The sequence below is a fragment of the Paractinoplanes toevensis genome, from assembly GCF_018332695.1.
In the GTDB taxonomy this organism is placed as follows: domain Bacteria; phylum Actinomycetota; class Actinomycetes; order Mycobacteriales; family Micromonosporaceae; genus Actinoplanes; species Actinoplanes toevensis.
The window spans coordinates 34,192-49,768 of sequence record NZ_BOQN01000058.1 but is presented as its reverse complement, the minus strand read 5'-3'; the positions used below and the strand labels follow the sequence as shown (position 1 = coordinate 49,768).

At 70.7% G+C, this 15,577-nt stretch carries 6 protein-coding genes; 5 read left to right on the top strand and 1 reads right to left on the bottom strand.

Annotated features, from left to right (window positions below):
- Nucleotides 1–3: 3 nt before the first annotated feature.
- The gene (locus Ato02nite_RS21720; RefSeq protein ID WP_213008431.1) at nt 4–219 is read left to right on the top strand and encodes a biotin/lipoyl-binding carrier protein; all 216 of its coding nucleotides are present in this window, start codon (nt 4–6) and stop codon (nt 217–219) included.
- Here Ato02nite_RS21720 and Ato02nite_RS21715 read toward each other — a convergent pair.
- Complete coding sequence (locus Ato02nite_RS21715) at nt 216–1,739, bottom strand: tetratricopeptide repeat protein (RefSeq protein WP_246607293.1); 1,524 nt, start codon at nt 1,737–1,739, stop codon at nt 216–218. The genes Ato02nite_RS21720 and Ato02nite_RS21715 overlap by 4 nt on opposite strands.
- A 153-nt stretch (nt 1,740–1,892) precedes the next feature.
- Between Ato02nite_RS21715 and Ato02nite_RS21710 the strand changes: the two genes are divergently transcribed.
- The 4 genes from Ato02nite_RS21710 to Ato02nite_RS21695 all read left to right on the top strand — a co-directional run bounded on the left by Ato02nite_RS21710 (nt 1,893) and on the right by Ato02nite_RS21695 (nt 15,573).
- Nucleotides 1,893–2,930, top strand: coding sequence for an SIS domain-containing protein (locus Ato02nite_RS21710; RefSeq protein WP_213008496.1), 1,038 nt, complete (start codon nt 1,893–1,895; stop codon nt 2,928–2,930).
- Between the two features lie 26 nt (nt 2,931–2,956).
- Entirely contained in the window at nt 2,957–4,504 is a 1,548-nt protein-coding gene (locus tag Ato02nite_RS21705) for a sensor histidine kinase (RefSeq protein ID WP_213008429.1), read from the top strand.
- A gap of 165 nt (nt 4,505–4,669) precedes the next feature.
- The gene (locus Ato02nite_RS21700) at nt 4,670–8,947 is read left to right on the top strand and encodes a LamG domain-containing protein (protein ID WP_246607302.1); all 4,278 of its coding nucleotides are present in this window, start codon (nt 4,670–4,672) and stop codon (nt 8,945–8,947) included.
- A gap of 14 nt (nt 8,948–8,961) precedes the next feature.
- Entirely contained in the window at nt 8,962–15,573 is a 6,612-nt protein-coding gene (locus Ato02nite_RS21695; RefSeq protein WP_213008427.1) for a polymorphic toxin-type HINT domain-containing protein, read from the top strand.
- The last annotated feature ends 4 nt before the right edge of the window (nt 15,574–15,577 follow it).

Here is a 15,577-nt window from a genome sequence, read left to right as displayed (position 1 = left end):
CCGATGGCGGACGAGATCCGGGCCGAGATGGTGGCCAACGTGTGGAAGGTCGTGGCGTCCGCCGGGGACACCGTCGCCGAGGGCGACACCCTCGTGATTCTCGAGTCGATGAAGATGGAGATCCCGGTGCTCGCCGAGTCCGAGGGCACGGTCAGCGAGCTGGTGGTGCACGAGGGCGACGTGGTGCAGGAGGGCGACCTGATCGCGGTGATCGGTTAGGGCCGCCGCCAGCGCAGCAGCAGGCGGTTCCGGCCGCGACCGCGCTGCCGGGGCACCGAGGTGGTGCGGGCCATGCCGGCCGCTGTCGCCCGCGCGGCCGGGTCGAGGTCGGGGGTGGCCAGGGCCAGTTCGGCCACCGAGCGCGCTCCGGGACGGCCGGCCACTTCGGTGAGCCGGCCGGCGACGACCGCGGCCACGTCGGCGCGGGCCTCGGGGTCGATCCAGGCCGAGACGATCAGCGCGAACAGCGCGGCCTCGGTGACCCGGTCGAGCCCGCCGTCGATCAGATCGAGCAGCAGTTTTCGGCGGGCTGAGTCGAGCCAGGGCTCCTCGGCGCCGTGGTGCAGCAGACCCAGGCAGGCCCAGATCTCGGCCGCGGCCACGTCGGCCGGCGGGTGGGCGAGCACGGCCAGCAGGTCATAGGGCTGGACCATGATCAGCGGGATCGCCGTGTCGTAGGCCGCCGGGGGGTGCGCCCAGGACAGCGAGGCGACCTGGCGGAGCCGGTGCACGGCGTCGGCGGACGGCTCGTCGGCGGCGCGGGCGAGGCCGCGGGGCAGCGGGGCCGCGGCCGGCGTGCCGCTGAGCCAGGGCACCGCGTGGCAGCAGTCGGCGAGGTCGGTGTGCTCGTGCGACTCGTCGGGGTGGTCGCGGATGAAGTCGGCGAGCCGCACCAGGTGGGCGAGGTCGCCGTCGGCGCGGTGCCGCAGCCGGTGCGCGGTGTGCACGGCGCAGTCGTAGTCGGGATCGCGTTCGAGGGCGCGGTCGACCCAGTTCAGCGCGTCTTCGAGACGGCCGTTGTCGGCGAGGGTGCCGGCGATGTCCGCGTACACCGAGAGGTCGTCGGGGTCGTGCGTGACGGCCCGGCGCAGGGCGGCCAGGGCCTCGGGCACCTTGCCGGCGCTGCGGTAGGCGTAGCCGAGCCAGATCTCGGCGAGCTTGGACGGTCGGGCCCGGGCGCCGCGGGCGGCCCACTCCACGGCCAGCGCGGTCTCGCCGATCCGGCGGGCCAGGGCCGATCCGGCTCCGAGCAGCATGGCGTGATCGGGGTTGGCGCGCACGGCGTGCTTCGTGACGGTCAGGTAGGGCCGCAGCGTGGTGCGGGTGCGGGTGGGGGCCGGATCGCCCACGGCGGTGCACAGCCGCATGAGAAGTTGGACGAGCAGGCCGGGGTCGATGCGCACGCCGAGGGCCGGGTCATCGACCCAGGGCACGCCGGCCCAGTCGGAACCGGGGGCGCGCCCGCTGGCCGCGGCGAGCAGGGGCAGCGCTTCGTCCGGGTGGCCGGCGGCGGCGAGCAGGTGGGCGCGGGCGGCGAGTCCGCCGGCCGAGACGTGCGGGGCCAGCGGGAACAGCGCGAGGCCGCCGCCGGGCAGCGCGGCGAGGCGACCGAGCAGCTCGTGTGCCTCGGGGAGGGTGGGCGCGTAGTTGAGCGCACCGGCGAGGTGGTCGGCAGCCTGCTGTGGCTCGTCCTGTGCCAAAGCGGATCTTGCCTGCTCAAGAGCGCGTTGTGCATCCACGAACGAGAACAGTAGGGGAAGAGGGGCCTGAATGTCAGTCCCAGTTCTTGCGCATTCATGCTCGAAACGTTGAGGATGTAAGCAACACTGCGCAGCGACTGCGCGGCGAAGTGCTCATCAGGGGAGGAACACGTGACGCAGCGGGGCCAGGGCATGGCGGCGGACATCGCGGAACAACCGGGCGGATTCGCTCGTCTGCTCGATGGCGAGCACGCGACCGCGATCGCCGAGGTGGCCGCCGAGGTGGCCCGCCGAAAGCCACGGAACGTGATGTTCGTGGCCCGCGGTACCTCCGACCACGCCGCGCTCTACGGGGCGTACCTCACCGAGATCCGGCTCGGGCTGCCGGTGGCCAGCGCCTCACCGAGCGCGATCACCCTCTACGGCGCGCGGCCCGACTTCCGCGGCACGCTCGTCGTCGGGGTCAGCCAGAGCGGCGGCTCGCCCGACCTCACCGGCGTGCTCAGCGCGGCCCGGGCGAACGGCGGGCTCACCCTCGCCGTCACCAACAACCCGGAGTCACCGCTCGCCCAGGCCGCCGAGCTCTCCATCGACGTGGCCGCCGGGCACGAGCGGGCGGTCGCCGCGACCAAGACCTACACTGCTGAGCTGCTGGCGCTGCTGCTGCTCATCGAGGGGGTCCGGGCCGGCGACGGGCGGTTGCCGGAGGACGAGCGCGCGGCTCTGGACAAGCTGCCCCAGCTGGCCGAGGACGCGCTGGCCGACCCGGCCGCCGACGCCCTGGCCCAGCGCTACCGGTTCGCCTCCCGGATGGTCACCACCGCGCGGGGTTATGCGTACCCCACCGCTCGGGAGGCCGCCCTGAAGCTGATGGAGACGTCCTACCTGCCGGCCCTCGCGTTCTCCGGGGCCGATCTGCTGCACGGCCCGCTCGCGATGACCGACCCGGACGTGCCGGTGCTGGCCGTGGTCGGCGACGGGCCGGGCGGCCGGTCGATGCGGGACGTGGTCAACCGGCTGGCCGAGCGCCGGGCCGACGTGGTCACCATCGGGGCCAGCGACGTCGAGGGCGCGTCCGGCCGACTGGCCGTGCCGGCGGTCGCCGACGAGCGGTACAGCGCGCTGCTCGACATCCTGCCGTTGCAGAAGCTGGCGCTCGCCCTGGCGCTGGCCCGCGGGGAGGATCCCGACGCGCCGCGGGGTCTGAAGAAGGTCACCACAACTCTCTAGAAACATGGACGTGGCACGCTTGGGGCGTGTCCACGCTCCGTGATCTGGCCGAGGAGCACACCCGCCTCGGTCCCGCCGACATCGACCACCTGCACCGGCTCGCCGGGGACTGGCAGCTCCTGAGTGACCTGTCCTTCGCCGACCTGCTGTTGTGGGTGCCGGTCCGGAGCGATCCGGGCCGGCCGCGCGACTTCCTCTGCGTGGCCCAGGTGCGTCCGACGACGGCGCCGACGGCCTACCAGGACGACCAGGTCGGCAAGATCGTCGGCGGGCCGGAGGTGGCCCACCTGGACATCGCCTTCACCCAGGAGCGCATCTGGCGGGAGGGCGACCCGGTCTGGTACGGCGATACTCCCGCCCGGCACGAGGCCATCCCGGTGCGGCTGCGCGGCGAGACCGACCGCGAGGAGGGCTGGAGCGAGGTCATCGCGGTGATCGGCCGGGACACCAACCTGTCCACCGCCCGCACCCCCAGCCAGCTCGAGCTCAACTACCTGACCACGGCCGACGACCTGGCCCAGATGGTGGCCGACGGGACGTTCCCGCCGCCGCGGCACCCGGGCGAGACCACCTCGGCGCCGCGGGTCGGCGACGGCCTGATCCGGCTCGACGCGAGCGGCAAGGTCACCTACGCGAGTCCCAACGCCCAGTCCGCGTTCCGTCGCCTCGGCTTCAACGCGCACCTGGTCGGCGAGGAGCTCTCCGGGCTGACCAGCCGACTGGCCGCCGACCCGCTGGAGGGCAACGACGCGGCCGAGCGGATCCTGGCGTCGCTGCGCGGCGAGTTCCCGCCCCGGCAGGAGGTGGAGGCGCGCGGCGCCACCGTGCTCACCCGGGCGCTGCCGCTGCTGCCGGCCGGGGTGCCGATCGGCGCGCTGGTGCTGGTCCGCGACGTCACCGAGGTGCGTCGCCGGGACCGCGCCCTGATGACCAAGGACGCCACCATCCGGGAGATCCACCACCGGGTGAAGAACAACCTGCAGACCGTGGCCGCACTGCTGCGCCTGCAGGCCCGCCGGGTCGACTCGCCGGAGGGCAAGGTGGCGCTCCAGGAGTCGGTGCGCCGGGTCGCCTCGATCGCACTGGTCCACGAGACGCTCTCGATGTCGAGCGACGAGGCGGTCGAGTTCGACGGCATCGTCGACCGTGTGGCCACCGCGGCGACCGAGGTGGCGGCCACCGACTTCACCGTGAAGATGCGCCGCGAGGGCACCTTCGGCGTACTGCCGGCCGAGATCGCGACCTCGCTGGTCATCGTGGTCAACGAGCTGCTGATCAACGCGGTCGAGCACGGCTTCCCGGCCTCCGAGCAGGACGTGCCGCTGGACGCCGAGCGGGCCGAGGTCGGCGAGGTGGTCATCTCCGCACACCGGTTCCGCAAGCAGCTGCACGTCACGGTGGCCGACAACGGGCAGGGTCTGCCGGACGGCTTCCGTGCCGAGTCGAGCGGCAACCTGGGCCTGCAGATCGTCCGTGCGCTGGCCACCGGTGAGCTGCGCGGCAGCATCGAGCTGCGCAACCGGGCCGGGGGCGGCACCGAGGCGGTTCTCGTGGTGCCGCTCGGGAAGAGATGAAAGTCTAATTAGACAGCCTTAACTATTGACTAAGGTCTACTTAAAGCTCTAGCTTCGTGGCTCACGCTTGCCGAAACGGGGTCGGTTGGGCGTCGATGCCTTGTGCTCGAATCCCATGCTGGACCCTGACTCGGTCATGGTTCACGGGGGAGCATGTACGTGTCGATGACGCCTGTCCGGATTGCGCTGGGATCCGCGTTAGCGGTCCTCGCAACCTCTATAACAGCGGTAGGAATCAGCAGCTCCGCCGAGGCGGCCTGCACCGCCGAGGCCGAGCCCGCGCGCGAGACCGAGGCCGCCGCGCAGCAGCTCGCGGAGCTCTGCGGCAAGCCGGTCGAGGTGCTCGCCGAGGCGGACGAAACCACCAAGGTGCTCGCGCTGCCGAACGGCAACTTCTCGCTCGAGTCCTATGTCGAGCCGCAGCGGGTCGAGCGCGACTCGCGCTGGGTGGCCCTCGACCTCACCCTGCAGCCCGGCTCCGACGGGCGGCTGCGGCCACGCGTCGCGGCCGACGTCTCGTTCTCCGCGGGCGGCTCCGGCCCCCTCGCCGTCTACCGCGAGGGCGGCGCCGACTTCACGCTGACCTGGCCGGACGCGCTGCCGGCCGGCGTGGTCGACGGTGACGCGGTCACCTACCCCGAGGTCTACCCGGGTGCCGACCTGGTGGTGCGGGCGGTCGCCGGCGGTTTCTCGCACGTGCTGGTCGTGAAGACCCCGGAGGCGGCCGCCAACCCGAAGGTGCGCTCAACGGCGTACGGCATCGGTGGTTCCGCGGCGGTGACCGAGACCGACGGTGAGGTCGTCCTCAAGGGCCCACGCGGCGTCATCGCCGGCGCGCCGAAGGCCGCAGCCTGGGATTCCACCCGCACCCAGCCCGACCCGGCCGGCACGCTGCGCAGGCTTGCCTCCGAGACGGCGGTGGCCGACCCCTCCACCGTCGAGGCGCCGGGCGGGCTCGCCCGCCAGGCCGAGGTCGACGTCGAGGTCAGCGGCAAGCGGCTGACCGTGCAACCGGACGCTGCCCTGCTGGACGGCGCGGTGCGGTTCCCGATCTACATCGACCCGACCTACTCGAAGTACTACCAGAAGTGGATCCCGGTCAACGATTCCCGGCCGGACACCAAGTGGACGTCGGGGAACGCCTGGCCGCGCGAGGTGATCCGGATCGGGTCGAACTTCGACAGCTACGGCGACATCTGGCGCGCGCACACCCAGTTCGACGTCACCTCGCTGCGCGGCAAGCGGATCATCAAGACGCCGAGCGTCGAGGTCTACCTGACCCACACCGCCTGGTGCGCGGGTGAGTCGCTGCAGCTGTGGCAGACCAACGCGATCGACGGCAACACGCCCACCTGGGACGGGATGAAGGGCAAGTGGCTGCACGGCGCCGCCCTGCAGACCAAGACGGTCAAGGCGAACAGCGGGTGCAGCGGGCAGAAGCCGTCCTGGGCCAAATTCAACGCGGCCGGGGTGAAGACCCGGGTGCAGGTGGCCGCGGACGGCAACGCCAGCACGATCACCTTCGGCCTGCGGATGAAGACCGAGAGCGGCGGGCACTGGGCCAAGGCCGAGCGCGGCAAGGTCAAGCTGGCCGTGGAATATCAGTCGAAGCCGACCTCGCCGGTGGCGGTCCGCTCGTCGCCCGGCGGCAACTGCAACAAGACCTCGCCCGGACCGTGGATCAACGACAGCACCCCGGCGCTGTACGGCAAGGCCGCCGACGCCGACAACTCGGTGAAGATCGTCTTCGACGTGAACGGCCCGACCAGCCCGGCCGACCACACCTCCGGCGCGGTGGCGTCCAACGCCGAGGCGGGCTGGACCACCGGCGCGCTGGCCGACGGCAACTACAACTGGAAGGTCTACGGCACCGACGGGACCGACAAGACCGGGTGGAGTGCCACCTGCTACTTCCGGCAGGACCACACCCCGCCGACCTCGCCGGTGATCACCCGGACCTCCGGCACCCCGGTGCTGGGGCAGCCGGTGACGCTGAGCTTCGCCTCCACCGACGCGGGTTCGGGCGTGCTGCGCTTCGAGTACGGCATCGGCGTGGACGCGAAGCAGACGCTGCTCACCGCGGCTTCCGGCAAGGCGAGTCTGACCTTCACCCCGGACACCGGGCGCACCCAGGTCTACGTGTGGGCCCGGGACAACGCGGCCAACTACTCGGCGCGGGCGATCTACAACGTCTTCACCGGGCGGGTCACGCCGGTCGTGCCGATGGGCGTCTACCGGATGACCTACGACCTGCGGGACGACTCCGGCACCAGCGACGCCGACGGCAATGAGGACCCCTTCGCGAACGAGAAGGACCTCGCGCTGGCCGGCTCCGGTACGACGTACGGCACCGACCGCCTCGGTAAGGGCGGCGCGGCCCTGTACCTGAACGGCAGCGGTTGCGCCGGGACTCCGCCGGTGCTGCGCAGCGATGCCCCGTACACCGTCTCGGCCTGGGTGAAGCTGACCGACAAGGCCGCCGACCGCGGGGTGCTGACCCTGGCCGGCACCAGCATGCAGTCGCTGGCGCTGTACTACGACAAGGCCAAGGACCGGTGGAACCTCGGCGTCTCCTCGGCCGACGTCGCCGCACCGGCCTGGAACTCGGTGCTCAGCGCGGCGGCACCGGCGGTGAACACCTGGGAGCACATCGCGGCCACCGTCGACCCGGTCGGCAAGCTGCTGCGGCTGTACGTCAACGGCAAGATGGTCGCCGAGACCGCGATCACCGTGACGACCTGGCACGCCGGCTACCGGACGCTGATCGGTTGCAGCGGGACGTCCACGGTGGCGAACGCCAAGCCGATGATCGGCGCGATCGACCAGGTCGGCCTGTGGAGCGGCCTGCTCAGCGAGGCGCAGATCCAGGCGGCCGCCAACGAGCTGCCGGCCGGCATCGCCGGTGCCTGGGCGCTGCGCGGGACCGGCGCCGACCGGGCCGAGCACGGCTACGACCTGACCGTCCCCGAGCCGGTGGTCCCGACCACGCCGCCGTCGCCCGAGCCCACGGAGGAGCCGGAGCCGACCGAGGAGCCGGAGGAGCCGGGGTCTACGGACGAGCCCACGCCGGATCCGACCGACACCGGCAACCCGGACGAGCCGGAGCCCACCGGGTCTCCGGAGGTGCCGGACGAGACCGAGGAACCGACCGAGGACCCCACCGAGGAGCCGACGCCGGAGCCCACCACCCCGCCCGCTCCGCCGATGGAGTGGACCGCCGACCAGTACGCCCGTCCCGACTCGGCCTGGTACGTCAGCGGTGACCGCTGCGCCACCAGCCCGCGTTCGGTGATCCGCAGCGACGAGTCGTTCTCGGTCTCGGCGTGGGCCCGGCTCGACGACGCCAGCGCGTTGAACCAGACGATCGTCGCCTCCGACGGCACCCGGATCAGTGGCTTCTACCTGCAGGCCCGGGCCAACGGGCAGGGCGTGCCGTTCTGGTCGCTGACGATGAAGGCGTCCGACCTGGAGACGTCGACGTCCGAGTGGGCGGGCGGGACGACCGACGCGTTCGCCGCCACCGTCGGCAAGTGGACCCACCTGGTCGGCGTCTACAACGCCACGGCCAAGACGATGACCCTGTTCGTGAACGGCGCGAAGATCACCACCGTGGTCCGGGCCGCCGCGCCGTGGAGCGCGGCCGGGCCGCTCACCATCGGCTGCGGCAAGTACGCCGGGGTCACCCAGGACTACTTCCGCGGGGCGATCTCCGACGTGAAGGTGTGGCGCGGCGCGCTCACCGACGCCGCGGCGACCGCCGTCAAGCAGGCCAACAACCCGGTCAAGCTGGAGGGCCAGTGGCCGCTGGAGGGTCCGCGTTCGGACTCGCCGACCAACCTGGACGACACCTCCGGCAACGCCCGGAACCTGACGGTGGCCGGCGCCTACACCTGGGAGCAGGACCGGGCCGCCAGCCGCAACGGCGCTCTGGGCCTGGCCCTGGCGGTGGGCTCGTGTGCCGAGACGACCGGCGCGGCCGTGCGCACCGACGGCTCGTTCTCGGTGGCGGCCTGGGTCGCGGTCGACGAGCTGACCGGCACCCGGACCGTGGTGTCCCAGTCCGGCGCGATCCGGCAGGGCTTCCGGATGGAGTACTTCGCCGACGCCGGCCGCTGGCGGGTCGTCATGCCGAGCGCCGACACCTCGGCGGCGGCCCTGGTCGAGGTGCGGTCGCAGGCAGCGCCGGTGGCCGGCACCTGGACCCACCTGGCGGCCGTCTTCGATCTGCCGGCCAAGAAGCTGCGCTTCTACGTGGACGGCGATCTGCAGGGTGAGGTCGCGGTGAGCGCCGCGCCGTGGCACGCCGCAGGCCCGCTCACGGTCGGCTGCACCGGCACGACCGCGGGCGCCCGATCCAACTACCTCGGCGGTCTCGTCGACGACGTCCGGGTGTGGACCTCCACGGTCGACCCCGACCTCTTCGGCACCTTCGCCCACGCCTGATCCGGGAGAACTCGATGAAGCGAAAGAGCTTTGCCCTGGGGACGGCGGCGCTGATGCTGACGTCGTTCCTGACCTACCACTGGGTGGCCGAGGAGTTCAACGGCGAACGGGACGCGCAGTCCGTCGCCGCCAAGGACTTCGGCATCGTCAAGATCAAGCAGTCGCCGCTGCCCGCGGACGGCGGCACCTGGACCGGTCCGGCCAAGGGTCGCTGGCCCGCGGCCGGCTCCGCCGAGATCACCCTGACCGGCGCGGCCGTCTCGGCCCGGGCCGGGTCGATCCCGGTCACGCTCCGGCCGGTCAAGAGCAAGAAAGCACCTTCCCGGGTACGCGTCACAGCACTGCCCGAGGAGCAGTCCAGCCGGCTCGGCCTCGCCGGACCGGTGATCGCCGTCGAGGCGGACACCCCCGGTGACGTCGAGACCACGGTCGACTTCGACAGCTTCGCCGGCCTGTACGGCGGCAACTGGGCGAGCCGGCTGAACCTGGCCGAGCTCCCGGCCTGCGCGGCGACCACGCCGGACAAGCCGGAATGCCAGGACCTGACCCCGATCGAGACCGGGCGGAACGGGAACACCCTGTCCACCGCGCTGTCCCTGTCCGGCTCGGCGACGACGATGGTCGCGCTGGCCGCCGACACCGAGTCGGGCGAGGGCGACTACAAGGCCAGCGACCTGCAGGCCAGCGGCTCCTGGACGGCCGGCGACAGTTCCGGTGCCTTCACCTACACCAACAAGATCGCGGTGCCGGCGGCCCAGGGCCCGACGCCGGAAATCGCGCTCAGTTACTCGTCGCAGATGGTCGACGGCCGTACGGCGGGCGCCAACAACCAGGCGTCCTGGGCCGGCGACGGCTGGGACTACTCACCCGGCTTCGTCGAGCGGTCCTATGTGACCTGCCAGGACGACCTGGACAAGGTCGCCGACAAGGCGCCCAACAACAAGGACAAGAAGACCGCCGACCAGTGCTGGAAGGACGAGTCGCCGAACATCACGGTCTCGCTCGGCGGCACCAACGCCACCCTGATCAAGGACGACGCCACCGGGAAGTGGCGGCCGGCTCAGGACGGCAACTGGAAGGTGGAGTACGAGGGCGCGCCCGCGACCAAGAGCGACGCCACCACCGAGCGCTGGACGGTCATCACGCCGGACGGCACCCGCAACTACTTCGCCTCCGAGGTAGCGACCTCGAACTCGCGGTGGACCGCGCCGGTCTTCGGCAACCACGACGGCGAGAAGTGCCACGCCGACGCGTTCAAGGACTCCTCCTGCAATCAGGCCTGGCGCTGGCTGCTGGACAAGCAGGTCGACGTCAACGGCAACATGACCCGGTACTACTACAAGAAGGAGACCGGGCACTACGGCGCGGCCGGTGACAAGGCCAACCGGGTCTCGTTCGACCGCGGCGGCAACCTCGAGCGGATCGACTACGGCCTGAACACCGCGTACCCGGATGTGGCCGCGACCGGCCGGGTGGTTTTCAGCACCGCCGACCGCTGCTTCGCCACCGAGTGTTACAAGGACGACAAGCCGGTCAAGGCGAACTGGCCGGACGTCCCGTGGGACAAGGAGTGCGCGGCCGAGCCCTGCACCGACAAGCTTGCCCCGGTGCTGTTCTCGATCAAGCGGCTCACCAAGATCACCACGCAGATCCGCAGCGGCAGTACGTTCGCGCCGGTCGAGTCGTGGACGCTGGACCAGGAGTTCAAGGAGCCGAAGTCGGCCACGTCGGCCTCGCTGTGGCTCAAGCAGATCGTCCACGCCGGCCACGACGGCGGCACGGTCACCGATCCGCCGGTGGTCTTCACCGGCGTCGAACTGACCAACCAGGTCAACGCGATCGCCGGCGCTCAGCTGTACTCCCGCTGGCGGATCGACAACATCCGCACCGAGTCGGGCAGTGACATCCACGTCACCTACTCCGACCCGGACTGCGACGCCGGTGACCTGCCGGACGTCGCGAGCAACAGCCGGCTCTGCTACCCGGTGTACTGGACGCCGGACGGCTACTACGACCCGACTCGGGACTGGTTCCGCAAGTACGTGGTCCGCGAGATCACGCACAGCGACCGGACCGCCGACCAGCCGCCGATCCTGACCCGCTACGCCTACTCCACCGACGGCAGCAACACCAACGTCCTGTGGGGCTGGGACGACGGCGAGTTCACCAAGAAGAAGCACCGCACGTACGGGCAGTGGCGTGGTTATTCCCAGGTCATCACCCGGGTCGGGCAGACCGATACCGGCAAGGTGCTGACCACCCGCAAGCGCTACTTCCGCGGGCTCGACGACCAGCCCCTGCCGGACGACAAGACCCGCAGCGTGCAGGTCACGGACTCGGCCGGAACGGCGTACAACGATCACCCGGCCCTGGCCGGCTCGCCCCTGGAGGAGGCGAAACTCGACGGGGACACGGTCGCCGAGGCGCAGATCACGGCGTACTGGATCAAGCAGACCGCATCCCGCAGCCGCACCGGCGGCAGCGACAAGGCCTATCTGATCGCGCCGTCGGCGCAGAAGAACCGCAAGCTGCTCACCGCGGGCGTCTGGCAGCAGACCGAAACCCGGACCGAGTACGACGGCGAGGGCAACGCCACCGAGGTCGCCGACCTCGGTGACACCGCCAAGGGTGGCGACGAGAGCTGCACCCGCACCACGTACGTCAGCAACGACGACCCGTGGCTGCGCGGACTGGTCTCCCGCGAGGAGAAGGTCGCCAAGGCCTGCTCCGCCACCGTCTCCCGGCCGGCCGACATCATCTCCGACGTCAAGACCTTCTATGACAAGTCGGAAACGCACGGGACCGCGCCCACCAAGGGCCAGGCCACCCGGGAAGACACCCTGAACAGCTGGACCGGCGGCGCCGGGGTCTACACCACCACCGGCCGGACCGGGTTCGACGCGCTCGGCCGCAAGACCAGCGAGACCGACGAGCTGGGCAAGGTCAGCACCACCGCCTACACGCCGGCCGGACCCGGCCCGGTGACCCAGACCAAGACGGTCAACCCGCTCGGCCACGCGATCGTCACCGACCAGGACCCGGCCTGGGCCCAGCCCACGTCCATCCTGGACGCCAACAGCAAGCGCACCGACTTGGCCCGGGACCCGCTCGGCCGGCTCACCAAGGTGTGGCTGCCCGGCCGGGCCAAGGCGACCGCGACGCCGAACATGGAGTTCTCCTACCTGATCCGCAACAACGGCCCGCTCGCGGTGACCACCAAGCGGCTCGGGCCGAACGGGAACTACGTCACCGAGATCGGCCTGTTCGACTCGCTGTACCGGTCGGTGCAGACGCAGGAGGACGCGCAGAAGACCAAGGACGGCAAGGACGCCCGGATCATCACCGGGATCGGGTACAACGACCGCGGCCAGACCGAGTACGAGTCGGACGAGAACTACGTGCTCGGCAAGCCGGGCGACGCCCTCGTGCAGGTGACCCCGGGCGAGGACCGCAACCGGACGGTCTCCACCTTCGACCGGCTGGGCCGGACGATCGAGGAGGCGACCTGGTCGTACAACGTGAAGAAGTGGGCCACCAGCACGGCGTACGGCGGTAGCTCGGCCGGCTGGCAGACCGCGGTCACCCCGCCCAAGGGCGACACCGCCACCGTCACCATCGAGGACCCCGACGGCAGCGTCATCGAGAAGCGGGAGTTCCACGGGCCGGCGCCGAGCGGTGACTACGACGCCACCAAGTACACCTACAGCCCGCGCGGCGACCTGGCCACGGTCACCAAGGGTGGCCTGACCTGGAAGTACGAGTACGACCTGCGCGGTCGCGAGGTCAAGACCACCGACCCGGACAAGGGCACCACGACCGTCGAGTACAACAACGCCGACGACGTGGTGAAGTCGACCGACGCCAAGGGTGACGTCGTCTCCACCACCTACGACGACCTGGGCCGGCAGAAGGAACGCTTCTTCAACGGCACCAAGTCGGCCACCTGGACGTACGACACGGTGGCGAAGGGCCATCCGACCAAGTCGACCTCGATCGTCAACGGTTACTCCTTCAGCCGCGAGGTCTACGAGTACAACGACGCGTACCAGGTCGTCGACGAGGAATCGGTGATCCCGTCCATGCCGGGGCTGACCGCCCTGGCCGGCACCTACGTCACCACGCACACCTACACGGCCAACGGCCTGCAGTGGCGCAGCAGCCTGCCCAAGGTCGGCCCGATGGAGCGGGAGATCCTCACCCGCACCTACGACGACCTCGGCAACGTGGTGAAGCTGGCCGGGACCTCGTCGCCGTCCGGCACGGTGCGCACCTACGTCGACCGCACCTCCTTCTCGCCCTACGGCGAGCTGTTGAACCGCTGGCTGGGCACCACGGTCGGGGACAAGCCGCAGGCGTACCAGAACTACGTCTACGACGACGCCACCCGGCGGCTCCAGGAGTTCTACTTCGACCGCGACGGCACCGTGCCGAACGTGGCGGCGCTGAAGTACACGTACGACGAGGCCGGCAACGTGCTCTCGATGGCGAACCGGCCGATGGACGAGGACAACAACGTCCGGCCGGGCGAGGAGGACGTGCAGTGCTTCTCGTACGACCACCTGCGCCGGATGACGCAGGCCTGGTCGCAGGCGGCCGAGACGTGCGGCACCCCGGCGGCGAGCGGAAAGGCGCCGTACTGGAAGACCTGGACCTTCGACCAGCAGGGCTCCCGGACCTCCGCGACCGACAAGCTCACCGGCAAGACGTCGTCCTACGACTACGACGACGCCTCGCACAAGCTGCAGACCGTGACCACCGACGGCCAGGTCGACCACTACGACTGGAACGCCCGCGGTGATCTCGAATACCGCAAGGTCGGGGACAAGTCCGAGACGTTCACCTGGAGTGCCCACGACAAGCTGACCAAGATCAGCGGGCCGGACGGCGACACCAGCATGGTGTACGACGTCGACGGCAACCGGATCGCACGGGTCGACCCGGGCGGCGCGGCCACCATCTTCATCTACGGCCACGAGTACACGACCACGCCGACGGCGGGCACCACCGCGACCCGCTACTACGAGCACGCCGGCGACACGGTCGCGTCCCGCACCGACAGCACCAGCAAGAAGGGCGACATCATCTGGCTGGGGGCCGACCAGCAGGACTCGGCCGCCTGGGCGATCAACTCGGTCACCCGGGTCTCCACGGTCAAGTACAACGACCCGTACGGCAACAACCGGTCCACCCCCACCCAGTGGCCCTCCGGTCAGCGTGGCTTCGTCGGCGGCGTGGAGGACCCGACCGGGCTGGTCATGCTCGGGGCCAGGTTCTACGACCCCCGCAACGGTGCGTTCATCTCGGTCGACCCCGAGGTGGACGAATACGATCCGCAGCGCCTGCATCCGTACGCGTACGCCAACAACAACCCGGCCACCTTCTCCGATCCCGACGGCCTGTTCTGGGGTGCGCTGAAGAACGGCATCCAGAAGGCGGCCAGTTCGGTCGCCAGCGGGGTCACCAGTGCGGCCAAGGCGGTCGTCAACAACGCCGGCACGATCGCGTCGGTGGCCGGCACGGTCGCCATGGTGGCCGCGGTCCTGCCTCCGCCGGCCCAGGTGGTCGCGGCGGCAGCGGGTGCGGTGGCCGCGGTGGCCGGTGCCATCGACACGGCGAAGAGCTGTGCCAGTGGCGCGGCTCTGGACTGTGCGGTCGGCATCGCCGGCATGGTGCCGGGGGTCCGGCAGGCGAAGACCGCGGCGCGCGGTGCCGGTGCGGTCAAGAACGTCGCGAAGAAGGCGATCGACAACTGCAACAGCTTCGTGCCGGGCACCAAGGTCCTGCTGGGTGACGGCAAGACCTACAAGCGGATCGAGGAGGTCCAGCTCGACGAGGAGGTGTGGGCCGCCGACCCGGAGACCGGCACCGAGGGTCCGCGACCGGTCACCCGGCTGATCACCGGCCATGGTGACAAGCACCTGGTCAAGGTCTCGGTCGACGCCGACGGCGACGGGAAGGCCGACGGCAAGGTCACCGCGACCGGCGGACACCCGTTCTGGGTCGAGGATCAGCAGAAGTTCGTGACCGCGCGGCACCTGAAGGGCGGGGAGCAGCTGCTCCTGCCGGACGGTTCCCGCGTCACGGTCCTTGCCGTCGTCGCCTGGGACGCGCTCGCCACCGTCTACAACCTCACGGTCGACGACCTGCACACGTACTTCGTGCTGGCCGGCTCGAACCCGCTGCTGGTGCACAACACCGGCGGCGACGCGTGCCCGATCAAGAAGGCCAAGGAGGCCTTCGAGAACGCGGAGACGCTGGACGACGCGGCGGACGCGGCCCGGGACATCCCCGGGACCGAGTACGCGGCCGAGTACATCTCCCGCTCCGGGAACGTGTATCGCAGCTACAACGGGCACGGCCTGTCCGTCCCGCCGTTCATCCAGCGCAAGCTCGACCGGATCCACTTCCGCACCCGGCCGAAGCACCACGGCGGTTGCGCCGAGGTGGGCTGCCTGATCAAGGCTTACCGGAAGGAAGGCCACAAGGGAATCAAGGGCGGCACCATGCGCACCCTGAAGGTGTTCCGCCCGCAGAGCACGCGGGCGGCCCAGCACCGGACCCCGGCGTCGCCCTGTGGTCTCTGTAACATCCTGCTGCGTTGGCGCAAGATCTCGTGGTTCCTGTGAGGTT